We start from the raw sequence: 19,635 nt of genomic DNA, 5'->3' as shown, positions 1-19,635 counted from the left end.
CGAGGCTGCTCGGGTGGCCGGCCGGGTGGCCGCTTCAGGTGCGGTGCCGCCAGCTTCTGCAGGCCGGAGTGACTGCGCAGTCGGCCCAGGTACTCGATGTCGCGCTCTTCCAGGGCCTCCAACGTCGCGTTGTCGGTGAAACCGGCGTCGATGCGCACCCGAACCTGGGCGCCGGTGCTCTCGTTGAGTCGCCGCACCAGATGCGGGATCCAGGTGTCGGCGTTCTCGGCCGGGCCGGCGTTGCCCTCGCGCAGCAGGCCGCCCACCATGTCGCCGGTCTCGGCCAGCGAGGCGACCAGCGGCGAGTAGATGCGGGCCCCGTAAAGGCCATGATAGACCGACCCGCCCTGGTGGCCATGCACCTCGATCGGCAGGCCGTCGATGTCCAGCGTCAGCTGCTTGGGACGCTCGCCGTTCTGCAGCGAGGTCAGGCGCCAGACCACCAGCCGCAACAGGCCTTCGTGCACGGCATCGATATTGTCGTTACGACCGAGGCAGCTCAGCAGCCGCGACAGCGTGGCTTGAGACGGCCGGTCCTGGACCAGGGGCGTCATGCCGCGTGCATCGCTGCAGGCCAACTGCCAAAGCGGGTCACGGCGCAGCGTGTCGGTATCGCTGAGATCGATCCAGCCCATCGCACGCTGCAGCACCAGGGTACGCAACTGGCTGGCCAGCGAATGACGGATGCGCAGCGGGTGGCGTCGATCGACCAGATTGTCTTCCAGCGCCTCGATCACGCCGCTGTTGTCGAGGGCTTCACGCAGCAGCAGGGCGCCGCTGTCGCTGGTGGTGCGCTGGCCGCTCAGCTCAACACGGACAGCGCCGTTGCATGAGGGCGTCCAGGTGGATAGGCTTTCACCCATGGCGAGTGGTCCTCTTGAATCGTGTTCTGGCAGGAACATCCTGATTCTACAAGAGAAAACCACTTGCCATCTTCGTTTTCAGGTCGGCCTCATGAATAAGCCGGGATCAAGTGGTAACAGATGGGCATTGGTCATCGCTGGATCGCACCTCTGCTGGGATCGCCCCGGACCCAGCAGCGATCTCCGAAGCCGTGGTACAGGTCTATTCTGCCCGCGCCTATAATTGGCGTGGGGCGTTTGGCGAACATATCTGGATCGCGACGAAAGCAGAGAATGCTGATAGCTACCGGCTGCATCAAGTATTGAGCTGGCGTCGCCCTACGGTGGTCTCTTCTATCGATACCCCTGATCGCGCTTGGTTTGGTAACCCGCCCACGCTGTTGGCTGATTACCGCGGTGATGCGGCTGTACAATTAATACCCAAGATAGAATCCGCTGCTGCTGACTACCCACAAGCTGATCTGTATCGCGTATGGCCTGGGCCTAACAGCAACAGCTTTATCGCTTGGGTTATTCGTGAAGTGCCCGGCTTTGAGGTGATGCTGCCCGTTACCGCTATCGGCAAAGATTATATTTTCAACGGTATTTTGGCACCCACGCCAAGTGGCACCGGTTACCAGCTCTCCTTAGGCGGGGTGGTCGGTATTATGCTGGCGCTAGAAGAGGGCATCGAGATTAATGTTCTCGGTTTGAGTTTTGGTATTGATGTGATGCGCCCTGCCTTGAAGTTGCCGGGTATAGGGCGCCTTGGAATGCCCGCACGAGTAGCGGGCGGTGAACTTTAGTTTTTGACAACCTGCGCCTGGAGAAGGGTGTAATCAAGTGCTTCGATGAAACCATCAACTATATCAATGTTATAACGTCTTCTCAGCGCTTTCGCTCGGCCTGCAAACGCTCCCGATCCCAACACAATGGGCGTCAAATTTAACCTGATTGCTTCTTGAATTGCTTCGTGAAGGCGGGCTTCGGCAAGCTCCGTTTGCGCGGCGGTGTCGGCTACCCCAATGCCGGTGGCCACCACTCGGCAGCGCATGTTCAGCCCATAAGATTCGCTAAGCGACGCAATAGTGGGAACTGCTTCATCAAAGGTAGTGATTACCGTAAATTGGCCGCCAGTCGCCGCTGCATGGCGAATCGCCGCTTCCGCTAAGCTGATCACCGGCACCTGGGTGAGTATGCGGGCTTCAGCAATGGCGATATCGTCAAAACAGGCCATGATATAGCCTGAAAATCCCTCGGCGTTGCGCCTTTGAATAAGTGCTAAGACTTGCTGGGTCGCTGCTGCTTTGTCCTGTTCGGTTTCGATAGCATAGGGCCCGTGAGGCGGACTAGTGACTTCTGTCATCACCCCAGGTGGGGAGATGCTATGTACGACCTCTCGAATATTATCAGTGACGGTGTTGTTGGTATTGGGATTAATAATTAAAAAGCGTGGCGTGTCTTTCACTATTTTTTGATGATGGTTCATTAGCGGCCCACCAGCAGGTCTGGAAGCCACATCACAATGCTTGGCCACACCATAATCGCAAGGGTAAACAGCGCCATAATAGCCACGAAGGGCATTGATCCCCAAATCACATCATTAAAACTACCGCCATCTTTGCGAACGCCCTGAACCACAAATAGGTTCATACCCACCGGCGGGGTGATGAGCGCAATCTCGCACATCAACACGATGAAAATCCCGAACCAGATAGGGTCAATGCCTACAGCCATCACCATGGGTACCGTGATGGGTACGGTAAGTACCAGCATCGACATCGCATCCATAAAGGTGCCGAGTATCACGTAAAACACCAGCAACACGAGGAGCAGGCCGACAGAGGTAAGACCAAACGAAGCGACCCACTGAGTAAGCGCCTGGGTGACCCCGAGCATTGATATGGTCACGTTGAGCAGGAGGGCGCACATCAATACGATGATGACCATACCCGTGGTCTTGGCTGCCTGAAACGAGCAGTGAATAAGTAAGTCGAGACTCATTTTTCCGCCACCGATAATAAACACTAATGCAATGACGACACCAATGGCCGCTGATTCAGTTGGAGTTGCCAAACCGCCGTAAATGCTGCCCATTACCACACCAAAAATAACCACGGGCGGAATCAAGTGTTTTGAGAGCGTCAGCTTTTCATTAAGCGGTAAATTTACTTCCACCATTGAAGCGTTACCTGCTTTGCCGTGAGCAATAAAAAGATAAACAGAGAACAGCAGCGCCAAGGTAATTCCCGGGATTAAGCCAGCTGCAAATAGTTGGCTAACCGACGTATTGGCTAATTGGCCATACACCAACAGGTTAATGCTGGGGGGAATCAGAATCCCTAGTGTGCCACCTGCGGCTAAAGAACCCAGCGAAGGACGAATGGGGTAGCGGTACTCCTGGAGGGCGGGAAGCGCAATCGTGCCCACCGTGGCAGCCGTAGCAACGGATGAGCCAGAGGTCGCGGAGAACAGCGTGCAGGTGGCGATATTGGTATGCAGTAAGCCACCGGGCAGCTTGTTGAACCATACCGCTAACGCGGCGTACATTCGGTCTGCAATGCCACCGCGTAGCAGCAGCTCTCCCAGCAACATAAATAGCGGTATAGCGAGCATAGAGGGGCTGTTTAAGCTACTCCACACCACGCCGCCCATCATGTCGACCAGTGGCGCGCCATACATAAGATAGCCCCCCAATACCCCGACAAACAGAATAGCAACCGCGACCGGTAAGCTGAGAAGCATGAGCGTCAGCATGACCAAAAACGCGGCGATAATCAGCGGTATGCTCATGGTTTGCCTCCATCACGTTGATCTAAGTCGGCTAGTTCTGCTTCTAGCTCCTCAGATACCGAGCTTGGCCCGAACTGGCGATTGAGTGATGTCCAGTCACGTTTTAGTAGCAGTAATAGCGCTTTGCCTGAGAGAAATGCCGCTGCCACGCTAAATGCCGTCATCGCCACTAGCCAAACGGCCTGCGGATAGATAAGGGGAGTCGCCCAAGGTGTTTGTGCTATTGAGCGATACAACTGAGTCTCTAGCACGGTCTGCACCGTGAAGTAGAGTAAGAAAGCGGCTAACAGCCCCATCGAAATGGCTGCCAGCGCGTTGAGTACTGCCTGGGTAGTGGAGGGAAGGCGCATGTGCAGCAGGTTGATGCGGATATGCGACTGCTCAACCATGGCAACGCAAAAGGCCAGCGGTGCTGCAATAGCAATGGCGTAGCCGCCCAGTTCGTCGACACCCCCCAGTGAGAGTGAGAGAAACTTACGTATCAACGTTTCGAGGGTGATTAAGACCGCAAGCAGCAACATTACGCCGCCGAAAATGATGCCAAGAAGGCGCGAGTAGGTGGTCATGTTCGCTCCTCGCAACTTATAGGCCTAACTGAGTGCCAACGGTTTCGCGCCAAGCGGCTTCACAATCAGCCGCCACAGCGTTGCACTGGCTAGCCCAGATAGGCAGTGATACTTCCTCAACAGCAGCCTTAACGGTCGCTAGATCTGCTTCTGAAACGGGCACTTCGGTTAGCGAGTAAGCGGTGCCGAACTCGCAGGGGGATTCACCCGCATTGCAGCGCATGGCGTCTTCATATAGCTCTTCGGAGTATTGCCAGATATCGTCGCTAAGGGTGGCGACAGCCTCTTCCAACTGAGTCTGCTGTTCGGCAGATAAGCGATTCCAGCTATCCATATTGATGGCATAGCCATTGATTGCTAATTGCAGTGCAATGGGCAGCACCGTGCTGGTGGCTTCGGGCCAGCCACCAGAGTTAGCGGAGGCTGGGCCGGTAATGGCGCAGTCCACAACGCCACGGGAGAGCGCTTGCTGCACGTCGCCAAACGGCATGGAAATGCCGGTAGCACCTAGCTCGCCCACGAAGTTAGCCGCGCTTTGATCACCTACACGCACGCGCAGACCTTGAAGGTCGTCTAAGCCAGTAATTTCATCGCTGCAAAAAATCACCTGAGGGCCTGCGGGCCAGACACCTAGCAGCTTGGCGTTGAAGCGATCTTGTAGGCGAGCATCTACGTAATCATAAAAGGCCATCACATTATTACGTCCAGCTTCAAAGCTGGTGTTGAGCCCGATCAAATCAAGACCCAGGATGGATGGCTCGTCACGACTCACTTGAGGCCCGCGTAGCGATACGATGTCAAATAACCCTGAATTCAATACGCGTAGGCCGTCGGTGTCTGGAATGCCCGCGACATCAACCGGAATATACTGAACAGACACATCCAGGCCACTATTTTCGGCCAGCGCTTCAAAGAAGGGCTGTTCTTTGTTTTGTGCGATAAGCCCAGAGCCTGCGGGTTGACCCAGTACTTTCAGCGATATGGTTTCCGCCTGTGCGGTGGGTACAAAGAGGGCTGTGGAGATGGCGGCGATCAATGCAGTGCGTTTTAACATATCGGTTTCCTATTGAGGTTTTACCACTGACGTATTTCTAAACGGGGTGGCGTGGCATGGAGGTATTTGAACAGCGTGTGCTGTACAGTTATTGCTATGTAGATCCATATTTCATGCCATAATCAATAAGAAACTGCAGTTTCATATTTAAATCAAATGATTACCCCATTTAGCTTGGTCGAACACGTTTATATCGTGAAATGAAAATGCACGCTATAAGTGCATTGAGTGAGTCCTGTGCGCTATCTAAGTGCTTTAAATGCCCAGTAGTGTATTTTAAAGCTCTTCAAAACGATCATTAAGCATTTCGATGCGGCGCAATCGGGATCTTGATGCATCGCCTGCAAGCTCAATTGTGCGCATAACAATCAAATGGCAGAGCGCCATCACGGCGGTATGATTGAATAATGGCCCGGTTGCTAGCGTGTGGCAGCGGAAGTGCCAGGTGGCCATGGGCTCTGTAGTGAGGCCTTCATCGGTAATATAAAGCAGCTTCGTGCCGCACTCTTTGGCATGGTCAAGCAGCTGTTCGGTCAGTGCCACACGGCGGCGAAGACCAAAGATAATGACACAATCATCCCGTGTGAAATTCACCAACTGCTCCCCTAGCGTTTCGCCGCCACCGGGCAAGCTGGTTACCTGCTCAACTACCTGGGTTAACTGCCAGCGCAAGTAATCAGCAAAAGGGTGACTGGCACGAAAGCCAATCACCCATGTTTTACGAGCGCTGAGAATGGTTTGTGCAACATCGTCAACTTCCGCTTGGGTAACAGTGGCAAAGGTTCGATCTAGATTAGCTTTGCCCTGCTCCAGATTGCTGGTAAGGGAGTGCTCTTCAGTACGCGCGTCGGATGAAGGAAGAAAAAGCCTGGAACCGGTGGTTTGCTCTTCACGGGCATGTTTGCGGGCTGCCTCATAGCTTTCATAACCTAACCGCCTTACAAAACGTGACACCGTGGCTTTAGAGACGTTGGCAAATTTAGCGAGCTCTTGGGCATCGTAGCTGGCTAATTCGCCAGGGAAATCACACACGAACTCGCCCAGCCTCCGTTCGGCAGGGTGGAGTGTGGGCAGAGCGCTGCGCACGCGAGTTAGAAACGAGCGTTCCTGATTGATAGGCGACATTATTTTCCTGAAATCTCAGTTTCATAAATAATGAATGCTGATTAGCGTTAGGGCAACAATAAAAGATATACATAGTTTGGTTTGTAGATACTTTTATACTAAAATTGTATCTGCAGATAGAAGAGGTGACTATGCAAACAGCACATGATATTTCCCAAAACAGAGCCGCGGCGGCGGCGGGTTTGAAAGCGGCGGTGCGCATTCTGGATAAGTGGCGTGCGTCTGGCGAGCAGGGCGAGGCAATTTTGCGCGTTTCCCATAGCACATACGCACGTGCCCGGCGGGGAGATATTGCCGAGATCAAGTTAGATAGTGACCAGCTTACCCGGATCAGCTATTTGCTAAACATCCATGCAGCGCTGCGGATGATATTTGATAATCCAGAGAACCTTTATGGGTTCGTTAACATGATTAATCATAACCCTTACTTTAATGGCCGCACGCCGCTGGAGATTATGGGGTCAGGGGATTTTGCAGCGCTTTATGAAACGTTTAAGCGCATCGATAGCCTGCGAGGTGGTCAGTGGTGAAGGCTACTGATTTGCTGCCTTTACCACCCAGCGAAGTCACTGGATATCGTTTAATTAATAGTAAGTTTCCACCGATTGACCTGTTCGATGATGTGGCCAGCGCTGAGGAATTTGCCGCGTTGCACGCGCTGCAAGCATTGACTAATCCACGTTTGCAAAATGAAGTGGGTAATTTAGCGCTGTTACCACCGGAGCAGATCCCGTTTGGCATACGTGGCTGCTCATATGCGGTGGCACCTTTTACTCATGTAAACCCGCAGGGTTCTCGCTTTAGTGATGGCAGCTTTGGCGTGCTCTATTTTGCCGATACGCTTGAAACGGCAATTGCCGAAGTAAAGCATCATCAACAAGTGCATTGGAGCAACATACCCGGTTTGCACTACGAACGATTTGTCTTTCGTGGTTTGAAAGGCATCTTTAATGAAGCGGGCGTGGGGGATGCGCTGGCATTACCCATAGACCATGCCATTTATACGCCCGATGATTACTCGGTCTCACAACCATTCGGTGCAGAGGTTCGTCGCGCGATGAGTGGCCTTCGCTATCGCTCGGTTCGTTTGCAGGGCGCAAACTGTTGGGCGCTTATGACGCCTATTGGCGTGACTGACATTATCCAAACCACTCATTTGGAAATGATTTGGAACGGCACCATTACCCAGGTAAGCCATCTGCGCTTTTCTCATGGGTGACGAGAAGAAGATTTAGCTGTTCTGCTGCTGCTCAGTAAATCGCTGCATTATATCCAGCGTTTCATCGCTCACGTGGTGCTCCATGCCTTCAGCGTCAATACGAGCAGTAGCATCTTTGACCCCAAGCGCGCGTAAAAAATGCAATACGATATCGTGTCGCGCGCGTGAGGTTTCCGCCATTTTCTGTCCTGCCTCGGTCAGAAACAGAGAGCGGTAGGGCTTGCTAGTCACCAGCTCAAGCTCATTTAGACGCCTAATCATTTTCGATACGGTTGCCTGACTCACCGCCATGCGGTTGGCAATGTCCGCCGCACGTGCTTCGCCACGATGCGTTAGTAAATCCCCAATCAGCTCAACGTAGTCTTCAATCAGCTCGGTTTCATGGGCATTACGCACCGTTGCATACTGCTGAGCATGCTGCTCCACGGGCGGAAGGGCATCACCATGAATGCTTGGGGCGGTTAATGAAGCGTTCGGATTAGAATCAGTCATTGGCAAATTATATCGGAAGCAGTGGTAATAATCATTGGATCGTACTTGGGATAGTAGCCTATTTTTACGCAACATTGTTAGCCAAGGCTAAACTATTTGCACAGTGCTTTATTTTTGAGCTACAGTCTACTTATCAGTAATGCGAAAGGGATGAATAATGAATAAGCGCAATCTTTGTATAGCTTTGAGCCTGCCGCTGTGGTTAAACGCAGCAATGGTGAATGCTCAGGGTGAGGATGTTGCGCCATCGCCTTTGAATGTTGCCGTAACGTTTTCCGTGCTTGGCGATATTGTTACCCGCGTGGCGGGGGAGAATGCCAACGTATCAGTATTAACCCCAGTTGGTGCGGAAGTGCATGAGTGGGAACTGACCCCAAGTAATTTTGCGGCGCTAGAAACAGCAAACATCGTTTTCTATAACGGTTACCAGTTGGAGCAGTGGATGCCCCAGGTGGAAGCAACCCTTGTAGATGGCACGCCGCTAGTGGCGGTAGCTGAAGCTTCTGAGTACCCCACTCAAACCATTATTACCGGCGATATGGAAGGCGATGTCGATCCCCATCTCTGGATGGATCCGCGGGCTGTGGCTACCTACGTTCAGGTAATTGCTAACGAGCTAGAGCATGTACTTCCTCAGCGGGCTGAAGAGTTTCAGCAGCGTGCTGAGGCGTTGAAAGAAGAGCTATATACGCTGCACGTTGAACTTCAAGAGCGCTTAGAAGCGATACCTGACGAACGGCGGGTATTGTTAAGTAGCGAAGCTGCCTTTTTATATTTCTCAGATGCCTACCATTTTGAACATGACGGCATCTGGGGCACCAACGCTGAGACCGAGGGCTCGCCCCGTCAGCTTATGCGAGTGGTGGATATGATCAATGAGCGCCAACCCGCCGCGCTGTTTTGGGAAAGCACTATTTCTGACCGCCATGTGACCAGTTTGGCACGGGATACGGGCGTTAAAGTGGCTGGGCCTTTATATGTGGACTCATTGAGTGAGCCAAGTGGTGAAGCTGGCGACTATTTTACCATGATGCGTCACAACGTTGAGTTGTTGCGTCAGACCTTGGCAACCGAGTAAATAGCGATGGCAACTACCCTGGGTGATGCCCCTGTGGCGATTGAGATCAAAGGCCTCTACGCGGCCTACCAGCGTCAGCCGGTGCTTGAAAACATTAACCTGCGTTTTCCGGCAGGCCAATGGACCGCTATTGTAGGCCCGAACGGGGCAGGGAAATCGACACTTTTTCATGTGCTTACCGGTAGCATGAAGGCACTGCGTGGCAGTGTTCAGGCGTTTGGTGAGCCGATTTCGACGCACCGTAAAGCGGGACATATTGCTTATATGGCTCAGCGTGAAGCGATTGAATGGGATTTTCCTGTCTCGGTTTGGGAAACCGTTATGGGTGGCCGCTATGGGCATATGCGTCATGACCCCTTGTGGCGGCGCCTGCTGCCTTCACGTTGGTATGATTCCCGTCATGGCGAGGCGGTAAAGAGAGCGCTAGAAGCGGTGGATATGCTGGCGTTGGCGAAACGCCCGATTGGCGCGCTATCCGGTGGGCAGAAAAAGCGTGTACTACTTGCCCGTACGCTTGCTCAGCAGGCCAACATTTTACTGCTTGATGAGCCACTGGCGGGTGTAGACCCACCTAGTGAGCGGTTGATTTTAGACGTGCTGGCCGGTGAGCGAAAGGCCGGACGTACGGTAATCATGGTCACTCACGATATGCCGGGGGCACGGCGCCACGTCGACCATGTGGTGTTGATCAATCGTTTTATTCGTGGGGTAGGCTCGCCTGATAAGATGCTCAGCGATGCCAAGTTAGCTGAGCTTGCGGTGAGTTCTACCGAGCAGACGGCGAATAATGTGCAGGTCGATAAAGCATCTTCCTTTACGGCAGCGCAGGGGTAACTAACGTGGCAGAACTAATGACAACACTTGGCCTGTTTGGCGATGCGTTGGTGAGCTGGCTCATTGCCGCCATCATGCTTATTGTCAATTTATTTCCCGGTAGCATTTCAGATGCTTTCCAGTACGCCTTCATGCAGCGCGCCTTATTAACCTCGGTGTTGGTGGGTGCTATCTGCGGTATTTTATCCTGCTACGTGGTGCTTAAGCGCTGGTCGCTTCTAGGCGATGCGATCTCTCATGCGGTGCTGCCAGGGGTGGCCATTGCCTATCTGTTAGGCTGGCCCTTCTTTATTGGCGCGTTTATTACTGGCGCGCTGACCTCAGTGGGCATTGGTGCGATCGAGCGCCACACGCGAATCAAATCCGATGCGGCCATGGGATTAATGTTTACCGGTGCTTTTGCACTGGGCATTGTGATTATCAGCAAAATCGCCTCCAGCACCCACCTGATGCATATCCTGTTTGGCAATGTGCTGGGTGTTCAGCAATCGGCACTATTGCTGACCTTAGTGGCCAGCGTGATTGCCTTGCTGGTGGTGTGGCTCGCTTATCGGCCGTTGCTGCTCTACGCGTTTGACCCCCAGCAGGCTCAGGCGCTGGGTTTCAATACCAGCGTGATTCACTACGGTTTGATCTTGCTGCTGACGCTTACCATCGTGGCGAGTTTAGAAACGGTGGGCATTATTTTAGTGGTCGCGATGCTTATTACTCCAGGCGCCACGGCGCACTTACTCACGGACCGCTTTAAAACCATGATGCTGATTTCAGTGGGCGTGGGCGTTAGCTCAGCGGTCATTGGGCTGTGGCTTTCTGTGGTGTTGGACGTTGCTTCTGGCGGCACCATTGTATTGGTCGCTACCAGTTGGTTTTTTATGGCGCTGCTTTTTTCGCCCAAGCAGGGTGTATTAATGCGTTTTTGGCGCCACCGTCAAATCGGCTAGCGCCGGATATTCACAACAGAGGTGTTTGTAGGCTTTCCCAGGTTTTTTCGGCGATCCCGATGCCAGCGCCCGTCATTAATAGGTACGTTTGATCGACGCCGGCAGCACGCAGAGGCGCGGCTTCATCTTGAAAGTGAATGCCCGCAATTATGTGGCCGGTAAATCCCGCTTTGCGCAGTTCGCGAGTAGCAATCAATTTGCTTTCAAGTTCCGGGGTAGCCAACGTGGCTGCCGCTAGATGGTTGATATTGAGATGATGCCAGAACCCCACGTCCTCAATATCGCCATAAAATACTCGTCGTTGGGTGTTTATTTTATTGGGATCTGAATCAATACCCACAGCAGACAACCCTTTCTCAGCAAAAAAATCGTAGGCGGCGTTACCGGTTCGGCCCATACCCAGCACTAGAATGGTGGCACTACCTAAATCCACTGGTTGTTCATCGGGATGGCGAGCGTGTCGTTCAAAACGCAGCAAGCTTTTTTCCCAACGATCAAAAAGCTGGTGGGCAATGCGGTTTAGCGGTGCTGCGATGACAAACGACAGGGCAACGGTAATCGCTAGCGGAACAAGCCACTCTTGTAAAATGCTGGCGGCAACAATTAAGCCGAACTCACTGTAAGCCGTTAGGCTCAAGCCTCCCAGGAAGGCATTACGCGCTCTGATGCGAAAAGCAATGAGAAGGGCAAAAAACAGAACCCCTTTTAATGGAAGTAGAATAGCCAGTACCACTGCAAATAACAGTGCTTCTTTATCGGGCAAACCTGCCATGCCAATCTGCAGAAAGAAGCTGATTAACAGTACTTCTTTAAGCCCCCATAGCGCCTTGGATAATTCTTGCGCGCGAGGGTGCTTTGCAAGTAGCAGGCCCATTACCAGGGCGCCTACCTCGGCGCTTAACCCCACGGCCTCAAAGCCCATACCACCAACCGCAATGGCTAACACAGCACCTAATAGCACCAGAAGCTCATCGTGCTGAGCCATGTTCATTAGCCAATAAAGCACTGGTCGTAATAGCGGCAGTAAGAAAACTAGCAATGCCCAGGGGCTAGGGGAGTCACCGCTGTAAATACTGAGAACCGCTAAGGCAACCAAGTCTTGAATGATGAGAATGCCAATCGCAATACGGCCGTGTAGGGCACGTAGTTCGCGTTTGCTTTCGAGCACTTTAGCGGCCAAAACCGTACTTGAGAAAGAGAGCGCAATCGCCAAAAGTATTGCTTTATCGAGGGGAAGCGAAAGAAAAATAACAAACCCTGCGGTAAACAACAGGCAGGTAATCATTAGGTGTATAAAAGCGCTACCCAGCACTACGGGTTCTGCCAAACTGCGTATATTGAGTTTAAGGCCAATGGTAAACAGCAGTAGTAGCACCCCTAAATGAGCAAGATGCTCAAGCAGTGGGCCCGCATCGCTGGGTAGGCCAATACTGGGGCCAAAGGCATTAAGAGCAAACCCTGCTACCAAGAACCCCACGAGTGGCGGCAAACTTAGCTGGCGTGCCGCGATGCCAAAGATTAACGCTACCGATAAAATAACTACTTCAAACATGCCGCATCCCTTGAGCGTGTAACAGCGCTGACTATCTTCCAACCCGCCAGTGCTTTTGCATTTCTATAAAGGTGAAAGATGCTGACCAAGTGATCAGCACAAAACCGGTTAATGCCAACGTGCCATATAAAAAGCGCACCGGCCCAGTAGCATAAATATCGCCATAGCCCACAGTGGTATAGGTCACTGCAGAGAAAAAGATATAATCCAATACATTAAAGCTGTCGTAACCTTGTAAAGCACCAATGCTCAGCTGGTCGGTTAGCCACCAACCAGTGATCCCAAACAGCCAAATTTCGACTATGTGAGTCATCAATACGCCAAACGCCATTCCGAGAATGCGTTGCCGATGCGGTCTTCGCGATGTTTCAATTTGGCGTGAGATAAGCCACAGGGCTTCGTAATGGAGCAGTACCGCAATAACGACGACCACAAAGGTCGTTACCACAACGGCGATATGCTCAGGGTAGGGAATAGTCATCTACGCAATTATCAACTGGATTCACCGTTGCCACTTAGCATAAACGAGTGCCCATCAGCAGCAAGTTAGCATCCGCCTGCTGCCAGCCCCACCATGCGAGCATCAAACAAGTCAGCAGCAGAAGTGCTGCGATGGCCTTAAGTAAAAAATGGATTGTCATGTGGATACCGTTGTGGGCTGTGAGCGTTCTAGCGGCTTTTCGCTAATAAACCAATGCAGTGCAGCTGCGATGACCGAGAGCACAATAGCAAGTTGCCATACTGTATTGTAGTGCCCGGTAAGGTCATAAAAATAGCCGCCCAGCCAAACGCCCATAAAAGAACCTAGCTGGTGAAATAGAAATACGATGCCGCCCAGCATGGATAGGTGGCGTACACCAAACACTGAAGCCACGATGCCATTGGTTAACGGAACGGTGGAGAGCCATAGTAACCCCATGGCGATACCAAATACGTACGCACTCACAGGGCTTAGCGGCAAATATACGAACGCCGTAATCACCACGCCGCGAATCAAATAGAGCCAGGTTAGCAGCTTGGGTTTTGACCAAATGCCACCCATCCAGCCAGCGGTATAGGTGCCGACAATATTAAATAAACCCACTAACGCCAGCACCGTTGTTCCTACCTGAACGGCAAGACCGTTATCAAATAAGTAGCCGGGCAGGTGGACGGCAATAAACACCACCTGAAAACCACACACAAAAAAACCTAGGCAGAGTAGCCAAAAGCCTTTTTGGCTTGCTGCTTCGTTGAGCGCATCTTTAAGGCTTAGATCGGCGGCTGTTTTGGCCGAGGGCTTGTCACGTAACATCGCTCCCAATGGAATGATGATGGTGGCAATGGCAGCCATGGCCATCAACGCAGCGGCCCAACCTAGCCACTCAAGAAGCCCCAGCGTACCGGGCAGCATTGCGAATTGCCCAAACGAGCCCGCGGCGCTCACAATCCCCATGGCCATGCTGCGCTTTTCAGGCGCCACCGCGCGGCCAACAGCGCCCAAAATGACGGAGAACGTAGTGCCTGATAAGCCTAGGCCTATCAGAAGACCTGCGCTGACCGTCATGCCTAGCACTGAAGTGGAAAGGCTCATAAACAGCAGCCCCAAGGCATATAATAAGCCACCCACAACGATAATCTTAGCCGCGCCGAAACGGTCAGCCAGCGCGCCGGTAAAGGGTTGTGATAAACCCCAAACCAGGTTTTGTAACGCGAGGGCGAAAGCAAACACACCGCGCCCCCAGCCTAGCTCGCTGCTGAGTGGCTCCATAAAGAGCCCAAAACCATGACGTAACCCCATGGCAGTGGAGATAACCAAACTTCCCAGGATAATCAATAGCAGTGAGTGGCGATGAATGAGAGCCATGATGTTCTCTTTATTTGCAGGCTTAGCGTTTGTTCACTATCGCATGAGTCGTGGGGGTTTAAAAGCTAGGAATAGGCTGAGACGCAATGTTAGTTTTACCCATTTAATCTGCTAAAATCCGCCCCCTTCGCCGTTAGTGACCTCTCAATAACTCTAGGGATCTTCATGAATGCAGTAATTCTTGCGGTGCTGGTGATGGTGGCACTGTCACTCGCCCGTGTCTCGGTGGTATTCGCACTGGTGGTGGGCGCGTTAGTGGGTGGCTTGGTGGGCGGTTTATCGCTTGAGCAAACGCTTGGTGCTTTTAATGAAGGCGTCGGTGGCGGGGCTCAAGTGGCACTGGCTTATGCCACCTTGGGTGCCTTCGCGGTGGCTATTTCCCGCTCGGGGCTGCCGGACATGCTGGCAAATCGATTGATTACGCTGCTGGGCAAAGAAGAGGCTACGATTGCGCATCAGGCGCGAGTCAAAATGTTGCTGCTGACGGCAGTACTGTTAGTCGCCATCTCTTCGCAAAACGCTATCCCGGTGCATATCGCCTTTATACCGGTGCTGATTCCGCCGCTATTAACGGTGATGAACCGCTTAAAGCTGGATCGTCGTGCGGTGGCATGTGCGCTCACCTTTGGTTTGACGGCACCTTATATGTTGCTGCCGGTAGGCTTTGGGGCGATTTTTCTTAATGACATTTTGCTGGCCAATTTGAATAGCGCCGGTGAGCCGTTAGGGTTAGAAATTACCCGTGGCATGGTGCCGATGGCCATGGCAATACCGGTCGGTGGTATGGCGTTGGGATTAATCGTTGCGCTGTTTTGGAGCTATCGCCGTCCTCGTGACTATCAGGCGCAAGATATTGCCGCGAATGTGTCTGAAGCTCATGCACCTGCTAAACCGCACATGCTGGGCCTGGTGATGTCGGGGGTAGCGATCGTCGCAGCACTCGGCCTGCAGCTGTATAGCGGCTCAATGATACTGGGTGGTTTGGTGGGTATTGGGCTGCTTTCAATGGGCGGTATTTTTAAGTGGCGTGAAGCAGACGATCTATTTACCAGCGGTATGCGCATGATGGCGCTGATCGGCTTTATCATGATTTCAGCGGCGGGTTTTGCGGAAGTTATGAAAACCACCGGAGAGATAGACGCACTGGTATCGGGAGCCTTCGCGATCTTTGGCGATAACCGTGGCTTGGCGGCGTTGGTGATGCTGCTGGTCGGGCTGTTTATTACCCTGGGCATCGGCTCGTCGTTCTCAACGATACCGATTATTGCTGCGATTTTTGTGCCCTTAGCGGTGCAGTTTGGCTTCTCGCCCATGGCGACGGTCGTGCTGGTGGGTACGGCGGCGGCGCTGGGTGATGCGGGTTCACCCGCGTCTGATTCAACCTTGGGGCCAACTTCTGGGCTGAACGTTGATCGCCAGCACGATCATATGTGGGACAGCGTGGTGCCGACATTTCTGCACTACAACATCCCGTTAGTGGGCTTTGGCTGGTTAGCGGCGATGATGCTTTAAAGGCATTGTTGTAAAAACGTACTGTTTTAAAGCACTATTTTAAAACATGGAAGGGACAACGCGGGTTGTCCCTTTTTCACGTTTTAATGATCGTTATTTAGGCAGATGGCTTTCAAACGCGCTTAGCAGGCCGCGAAGTAAAGACAACTCTTTGCGGCTGGGCTGGGCGCGGGCGAAGAGGGCTTGAAGCTGCTCTTCGGTGCGGGCGTGGGGCTGGGTTAAAAAACCACTCTCCTGCATTAAGTGGCTCAGATGCGCCTGAAAGTGTAAGAACTGTTCGCGGCTTGGCGGCGTTGCCTCCAACGGGCGCTGGTAACTAAAGCCGCTATCTTCACCTTTACGCCAAGCGCGATGTACTTCATAGGCCAGAATCTGCACCGCCTGGGATAAATTCAGAATGCCGTAGTCAGGGTTGGCGGGAATACTGACTTGATGAGTGCAGCAGCGGATCTCATCGTTTGTCAGCCCCGAGCGTTCGCGGCCAAACACCAGTGCCACCGGTGCCGTTTGTGCGTTTTGAATCACATCCGCCGCCATCTCATCGGGTTCGTCAAAGTGGGGCAAGGGCAGGCTGCGTAACCGTGCGCTAGCGCCGACGATTTGAACGCAGTCAGTGACGGCCTCTTCCAGCGATGTAACCACGCGTGCGTTTTCAAGCACGTCAGTGGCGCCTGCCGCTAGCCGTGTTGCCTCTTCATCGGGAAACTTGCGTGGGTTAACCAGTACGAGTTCGGTTAGGCCCATGGTTTTCATTGCCCGCGCGGCCGCCCCAATATTGCCTGGATGAAAGGTCTGTACGAGTACGATACGGATATGCTGCAACATGCGCTAAGAAGCCCGGTAGCTGTTAAAAATCGCGGCGATGATACCATGCTCGCCTAGCGGTTTGGTGTTCAAAGCGCGTTAACCCGTCGCCTAAAACGCAACAACCCCGCACGAGGCGGGGTTGTTGGTGGCTGCCTTAAAAGCTGGCAGCCTAGAGCAATAGGGCTCAGGGGTGCACTACATCATGCCGCCCATACCACCCATTCCGCCCATGCCACCCATATCAGGGGCTGAGTCTTTCTCTTCCGGGTCTTCAGCGATCATGCACTCGGTGGTGATCATCAGACCGGCAACAGAACCAGCGGACTGCAGCGCAGTACGGGTAACTTTAGCCGGATCCAGAACGCCCATTTCGAACAGGTCGCCAAATTCACCCGTTTGTGCATTGTAACCGAAGTTGCCGGTTTCATCTTTCACACGGTTGATGACAACGGCGGGCTCTTCACCAGCGTTAGCAACGATTTGACGCAGCGGTGACTGCATAGCGCGTAGCGCCATGTTGATACCGTGGTTCTGGTCTTCGTTGTCGCCAGTCAGGCCTTGTACTTTGGCCATCACGCGAACCAGTGCGGTACCGCCACCAGGTACGACGCCTTCTTCAACGGCTGCACGAGTAGAGTGCAGAGCGTCTTCAACGCGGGCTTTCTTCTCTTTCATTTCCACTTCGGTGGCAGCACCGACACGGATAACGGCAACACCGCCTGCCAGTTTGGCAACGCGCTCTTGCAGCTTCTCTTTGTCGTAGTCAGAAGAGGTGTCTTCGATTTGCGCGCGGATCTGGTTAACGCGTGCTTCGATATCGCCTTCTGCACCAGCGCCATCAATGATGGTGGTGTTCTCTTTAGACATGGTCATGCGCTTAGCGGTACCCAGGTGATCCAGGTTCGCTTGCTCAAGCGTCAGGCCTACTTCTTCAGAGATAACCGTGCCGTTAGTCAGGATAGCGATATCCTGCAGCATGGACTTACGACGGTCACCGAAACCAGGTGCTTTGGCAGCGGCTACTTTAACGATACCGCGCATGTTGTTAACAACCAGCGTTGCCAGTGCTTCGCCTTCGATATCTTCAGCGATGATGGCTAGCGGCTTGCCTTGTTTAGCAACAGCTTCGAGAACCGGCAGCAGCTCACGGATGTTGGAGATCTTTTTATCCACTAACAGGATGTAAGGATCTTCAAGTTCAACCGTCATGGTGTCCTGGTTGGTAACGAAGTAAGGAGACAGGTAGCCGCGATCAAACTGCATACCTTCCACGACTTCCAGCTCGTCTTCAAAGCCACGGCCTTCATCAACGGTGATGACGCCTTCTTTGCCGACTTTTTCCATCGCTTCGGCGATAATTTCACCGATGCGCTTGTCACCGTTAGCAGAGATGGTGCCAACCTGTGCAATCGACTTGGTGTCGGTGCAAGGGACAGACATCGCCTTGATTTCTTTAACGGCAGCATTAACGGCTTGGTCGATGCCGCGCTTAAGATCCATCGGGTTCATGCCGGCAGTAACGCCTTTCAAACCCTCAGCGATAATGGCCTGGGCCAGAACGGTAGCGGTGGTAGTACCGTCACCAGCGGCGTCAGAAGTCTGTGAAGCGACTTCTTTAACCATCTGCGCGCCCATGTTTTCGAACTTGTCTTTCAGTTCGATCTCTTTGGCGACAGAAACACCGTCTTTAGTAACAGTCGGGGAACCGAAAGATTTTTCCAGTACCACGTTACGGCCTTTAGGGCCGAGGGTTACTTTTACCGCGTTGGCCAGAACGTCGACACCGCGGGCCATGCGCTTACGAGCATCATCTGAAAACTTAACTTGTTTAGCTGACATATCTGCTACTTCCTAAATTGAATGCAAAAACGTGAAAGTAAATAATCGAGGCGCTCATCAATCAAATGTGAGCCGCAACGACTGTTAGCCTTCAACAACCGCAAGAATATCGGCTTCGCTCATGATCAAGACTTCTTCGCCGTCGACTTTTTGTTTCTCAACGCCGTAGCCATCTTTAAAGATCACGTTATCGCCAACTTTAACGTCGAGAGGACGGACATCGCCATTTTCGAGAATGCGGCCATTACCGACAGCAAGAATTTCGCCACGCGTCGGCTTTTCTGCTGCATTGCCCGGAAGCACGATGCCGCCAGCGGTTTTCTGCTCTTCTTCAACGCGACGGACGATGACACGATCGTGCAAAGGACGGATATTCATTCACGTTCTCCTGAGTAGGGTTGAAGCCCTGATGAGGGCGGTTAGTCTAAAAGTGTTCTCGAGGGAGTAACCCGCGAGAAGTGAAGACCTGACGGTCTTCCTTGTTAATGGCAGCTACCGTCTAGATCGCTGCCGAATTTGTGTGCTGGGTGAAAAATGGGGGCTGCGGTTGGCCTTTCAAGGGGGCGAGTAAGAAAAAATTGATTTTTTAGCGATTTTCTTCCAATCCGCGCCTTAGTCGCGGCGTGGAGGCTCATCTCGGCTAATAAAATCACCTTCAATCGGGCCTTCGTGTTGGGAGGTGTTTGGGTTGCGGTAGCCATTTGGCCGAGCCGAGGAAGCGTTGGGGTCTTGCTGCTGGCTGGCGATCTTTTTCAGCCCTAGCCAAGTAAGTGCTTTAAACATCAATTGGCGTGCGCTAGGTATCAGGCACGCAAGGCCCAGTGCATCAGATAAAAAGCCTGGCGCCATTAATAAGGCACCACCAAAAATAAGCGCGGCGCCGGTCAATAGCTCACTAGAAGGGATTTCACCGACCTGCATACGCTGACGTGCGCGAGCAAAGGTTGATACGCCTTCTTTACGAATAAGATGTAACCCGGCAAAGCCTGTGCCAAGCACTAGGAGTAGGGTAGTGAGTAACCCTATTTGGCTACCAATCGAAAAAAGCACCACAAAATCAAGTAGGGTGAACAGTGATATAAAAATAAGAATGGGCATGACTAACTCCAGAAAACGCTATAAATAGCGACTCGAT

Annotated in this window: 20 protein-coding genes and 2 pseudogenes; 7 read left to right on the top strand and 15 right to left on the bottom strand. The window is 52.7% G+C overall.

Features of this window, described 5'->3' with window-relative positions:
- A pseudogene (locus V8L71_RS14925) lies at nt 1–902 on the bottom strand (IS1380-like element ISPsp9 family transposase); the annotation flags it as partial.
- A gap of 56 nt (nt 903–958) precedes the next feature.
- Between V8L71_RS14925 and V8L71_RS14920 the strand changes: the two are divergent.
- The gene (locus V8L71_RS14920; protein ID WP_336274613.1) at nt 959–1,648 is read left to right on the top strand and encodes a DUF3750 domain-containing protein; all 690 of its coding nucleotides are present in this window, start codon (nt 959–961) and stop codon (nt 1,646–1,648) included.
- On the opposite strand, the gene V8L71_RS14915 is transcribed toward V8L71_RS14920, so the two are convergent.
- From V8L71_RS14915 to V8L71_RS14895, 5 genes are all read right to left on the bottom strand, one after another.
- Nucleotides 1,645–2,331: an aspartate/glutamate racemase family protein gene (locus V8L71_RS14915; protein ID WP_336274610.1), complete on the bottom strand. Its 687-nt coding sequence runs from the start codon at nt 2,329–2,331 to the stop codon at nt 1,645–1,647. The two genes, V8L71_RS14920 and V8L71_RS14915, sit on opposite strands and share 4 nt — an antisense overlap.
- Nucleotides 2,331–3,635, bottom strand: coding sequence for a TRAP transporter large permease (locus tag V8L71_RS14910; RefSeq protein WP_336274609.1), 1,305 nt, complete (start codon nt 3,633–3,635; stop codon nt 2,331–2,333). Before V8L71_RS14910 ends, V8L71_RS14915 begins: the two co-directional genes overlap by 1 nt.
- Nucleotides 3,632–4,201, bottom strand: a complete 570-nt coding sequence (locus V8L71_RS14905; protein WP_336274608.1) for a TRAP transporter small permease subunit — start codon at nt 4,199–4,201, stop codon at nt 3,632–3,634. Before V8L71_RS14905 ends, V8L71_RS14910 begins: the two co-directional genes overlap by 4 nt.
- A 16-nt stretch (nt 4,202–4,217) precedes the next feature.
- The gene (locus V8L71_RS14900; protein WP_336274607.1) at nt 4,218–5,255 is read right to left on the bottom strand and encodes a TRAP transporter substrate-binding protein; all 1,038 of its coding nucleotides are present in this window, start codon (nt 5,253–5,255) and stop codon (nt 4,218–4,220) included.
- A gap of 276 nt (nt 5,256–5,531) precedes the next feature.
- Complete coding sequence (locus V8L71_RS14895; protein WP_336274606.1) at nt 5,532–6,380, bottom strand: MurR/RpiR family transcriptional regulator; 849 nt, start codon at nt 6,378–6,380, stop codon at nt 5,532–5,534.
- A gap of 131 nt (nt 6,381–6,511) precedes the next feature.
- Here V8L71_RS14895 and V8L71_RS14890 point away from each other — a divergent pair, with 131 nt between their 5' ends.
- Together V8L71_RS14890 and V8L71_RS14885 are read left to right on the top strand one after the other, a co-directional pair.
- Entirely contained in the window at nt 6,512–6,910 is a 399-nt protein-coding gene (locus tag V8L71_RS14890) for an antitoxin Xre-like helix-turn-helix domain-containing protein (protein WP_336274605.1), read from the top strand.
- Nucleotides 6,907–7,599 carry an RES family NAD+ phosphorylase gene (locus V8L71_RS14885; protein ID WP_336274604.1) on the top strand — a complete coding sequence of 231 codons (693 nt, stop codon included), beginning with the start codon at nt 6,907–6,909 and terminating at the stop codon, nt 7,597–7,599. The genes V8L71_RS14890 and V8L71_RS14885 overlap by 4 nt, the downstream gene beginning before the upstream one ends.
- Before the next feature lie 12 nt (nt 7,600–7,611).
- Here the strand turns inward: V8L71_RS14885 and mntR are convergent, their stop codons facing one another.
- Complete coding sequence (gene mntR / locus V8L71_RS14880) at nt 7,612–8,091, bottom strand: manganese-binding transcriptional regulator MntR (RefSeq protein WP_336274603.1); 480 nt, start codon at nt 8,089–8,091, stop codon at nt 7,612–7,614.
- Between the two features lie 157 nt (nt 8,092–8,248).
- On the opposite strand from mntR, the gene V8L71_RS14875 reads away from it, so the two are divergent.
- From V8L71_RS14875 to V8L71_RS14865, 3 genes are read left to right on the top strand one after another with little or no spacing between them, the layout of a single operon-like run.
- Nucleotides 8,249–9,169, top strand: coding sequence for a metal ABC transporter substrate-binding protein (locus V8L71_RS14875; RefSeq protein ID WP_336274602.1), 921 nt, complete (start codon nt 8,249–8,251; stop codon nt 9,167–9,169).
- Between the two features lie 6 nt (nt 9,170–9,175).
- The gene (locus tag V8L71_RS14870; protein ID WP_336274601.1) at nt 9,176–10,003 is read left to right on the top strand and encodes a metal ABC transporter ATP-binding protein; all 828 of its coding nucleotides are present in this window, start codon (nt 9,176–9,178) and stop codon (nt 10,001–10,003) included.
- Nucleotides 10,004–10,020: 17 nt separating this feature from the next.
- Entirely contained in the window at nt 10,021–10,944 is a 924-nt protein-coding gene (locus V8L71_RS14865; RefSeq protein WP_336274612.1) for a metal ABC transporter permease, read from the top strand.
- Nucleotides 10,945–10,954: 10 nt separating this feature from the next.
- On the opposite strand, the gene V8L71_RS20755 is transcribed toward V8L71_RS14865, so the two are convergent.
- From V8L71_RS20755 to V8L71_RS14850, 4 genes and pseudogenes are all read right to left on the bottom strand, one after another.
- Nucleotides 10,955–11,350, bottom strand: coding sequence for an NAD-binding protein (locus V8L71_RS20755; protein ID WP_431313183.1), 396 nt, complete (start codon nt 11,348–11,350; stop codon nt 10,955–10,957).
- A gap of 138 nt (nt 11,351–11,488) precedes the next feature.
- Nucleotides 11,489–12,496, bottom strand: a pseudogene (locus V8L71_RS14860) (cation:proton antiporter domain-containing protein); the annotation flags it as partial.
- A 31-nt stretch (nt 12,497–12,527) separates the two neighbouring features.
- Complete coding sequence (locus tag V8L71_RS14855) at nt 12,528–12,977, bottom strand: potassium channel family protein (protein ID WP_176303531.1); 450 nt, start codon at nt 12,975–12,977, stop codon at nt 12,528–12,530.
- Between the two features lie 156 nt (nt 12,978–13,133).
- Complete coding sequence (locus V8L71_RS14850; RefSeq protein ID WP_336274599.1) at nt 13,134–14,342, bottom strand: MFS transporter; 1,209 nt, start codon at nt 14,340–14,342, stop codon at nt 13,134–13,136.
- A gap of 165 nt (nt 14,343–14,507) precedes the next feature.
- Between V8L71_RS14850 and V8L71_RS14845 the strand changes: the two genes are divergently transcribed.
- On the top strand, nt 14,508–15,854 hold the full coding sequence (locus V8L71_RS14845) for a Na+/H+ antiporter family protein (protein WP_336274598.1): 1,347 nt from the start codon (nt 14,508–14,510) through the stop codon (nt 15,852–15,854).
- A gap of 93 nt (nt 15,855–15,947) precedes the next feature.
- Here the strand turns inward: V8L71_RS14845 and V8L71_RS14840 are convergent, their stop codons facing one another.
- The 4 genes from V8L71_RS14840 to V8L71_RS14825 form a co-directional block, all read right to left on the bottom strand.
- On the bottom strand, nt 15,948–16,679 hold the full coding sequence (locus V8L71_RS14840; RefSeq protein WP_336274597.1) for an RNA methyltransferase: 732 nt from the start codon (nt 16,677–16,679) through the stop codon (nt 15,948–15,950).
- A gap of 177 nt (nt 16,680–16,856) precedes the next feature.
- On the bottom strand, nt 16,857–18,500 hold the full coding sequence (gene groL / locus V8L71_RS14835; RefSeq protein ID WP_176303535.1) for a chaperonin GroEL: 1,644 nt from the start codon (nt 18,498–18,500) through the stop codon (nt 16,857–16,859).
- Nucleotides 18,501–18,584: 84 nt separating this feature from the next.
- Complete coding sequence (locus V8L71_RS14830; protein ID WP_008956441.1) at nt 18,585–18,878, bottom strand: co-chaperone GroES; 294 nt, start codon at nt 18,876–18,878, stop codon at nt 18,585–18,587.
- A gap of 234 nt (nt 18,879–19,112) precedes the next feature.
- Entirely contained in the window at nt 19,113–19,598 is a 486-nt protein-coding gene (locus V8L71_RS14825; protein WP_176303536.1) for an FxsA family protein, read from the bottom strand.
- Nucleotides 19,599–19,635 lie beyond the last annotated feature (37 nt).

Origin of the sequence: Vreelandella indica, assembly GCF_037070225.1 — a bacterium.
Lineage (GTDB): Bacteria > Pseudomonadota > Gammaproteobacteria > Pseudomonadales > Halomonadaceae > Vreelandella > Vreelandella arctica.
The sequence above is the reverse complement of the archived record's forward strand: the minus strand, read 5'-3'. Positions and strand labels throughout refer to the sequence as shown.

Bases quoted from the DNA above. Each gene is read 5' to 3' on its own strand.
- V8L71_RS14915 (WP_336274610.1), bottom strand. From the start codon at position 2,331: ATGAACCATCATCAAAAAATAGTGAAAGACACGCCACGCTTTTTAATT.
- V8L71_RS14910 (WP_336274609.1), bottom strand. From the start codon at position 3,635: ATGAGCATACCGCTGATTATCGCCGCGTTTTTGGTCATGCTGACGCTC.
- V8L71_RS14905 (WP_336274608.1), bottom strand. From the start codon at position 4,201: ATGACCACCTACTCGCGCCTTCTTGGCATCATTTTCGGCGGCGTAATG.
- V8L71_RS14900 (WP_336274607.1), bottom strand. From the start codon at position 5,255: ATGTTAAAACGCACTGCATTGATCGCCGCCATCTCCACAGCCCTCTTT.
- V8L71_RS14895 (WP_336274606.1), bottom strand. From the start codon at position 6,380: ATGTCGCCTATCAATCAGGAACGCTCGTTTCTAACTCGCGTGCGCAGC.
- V8L71_RS14890 (WP_336274605.1), top strand. From the start codon at position 6,512: ATGCAAACAGCACATGATATTTCCCAAAACAGAGCCGCGGCGGCGGCG.
- mntR (WP_336274603.1), bottom strand. From the start codon at position 8,091: ATGACTGATTCTAATCCGAACGCTTCATTAACCGCCCCAAGCATTCAT.
- V8L71_RS14875 (WP_336274602.1), top strand. From the start codon at position 8,249: ATGAATAAGCGCAATCTTTGTATAGCTTTGAGCCTGCCGCTGTGGTTA.
- V8L71_RS14870 (WP_336274601.1), top strand. From the start codon at position 9,176: ATGGCAACTACCCTGGGTGATGCCCCTGTGGCGATTGAGATCAAAGGC.
- V8L71_RS14865 (WP_336274612.1), top strand. From the start codon at position 10,021: ATGACAACACTTGGCCTGTTTGGCGATGCGTTGGTGAGCTGGCTCATT.
- V8L71_RS14855 (WP_176303531.1), bottom strand. From the start codon at position 12,977: ATGACTATTCCCTACCCTGAGCATATCGCCGTTGTGGTAACGACCTTT.
- V8L71_RS14850 (WP_336274599.1), bottom strand. From the start codon at position 14,342: ATGGCTCTCATTCATCGCCACTCACTGCTATTGATTATCCTGGGAAGT.
- V8L71_RS14845 (WP_336274598.1), top strand. From the start codon at position 14,508: ATGAATGCAGTAATTCTTGCGGTGCTGGTGATGGTGGCACTGTCACTC.
- V8L71_RS14840 (WP_336274597.1), bottom strand. From the start codon at position 16,679: ATGTTGCAGCATATCCGTATCGTACTCGTACAGACCTTTCATCCAGGC.
- groL (WP_176303535.1), bottom strand. From the start codon at position 18,500: ATGTCAGCTAAACAAGTTAAGTTTTCAGATGATGCTCGTAAGCGCATG.
- V8L71_RS14830 (WP_008956441.1), bottom strand. From the start codon at position 18,878: ATGAATATCCGTCCTTTGCACGATCGTGTCATCGTCCGTCGCGTTGAA.
- V8L71_RS14825 (WP_176303536.1), bottom strand. From the start codon at position 19,598: ATGCCCATTCTTATTTTTATATCACTGTTCACCCTACTTGATTTTGTG.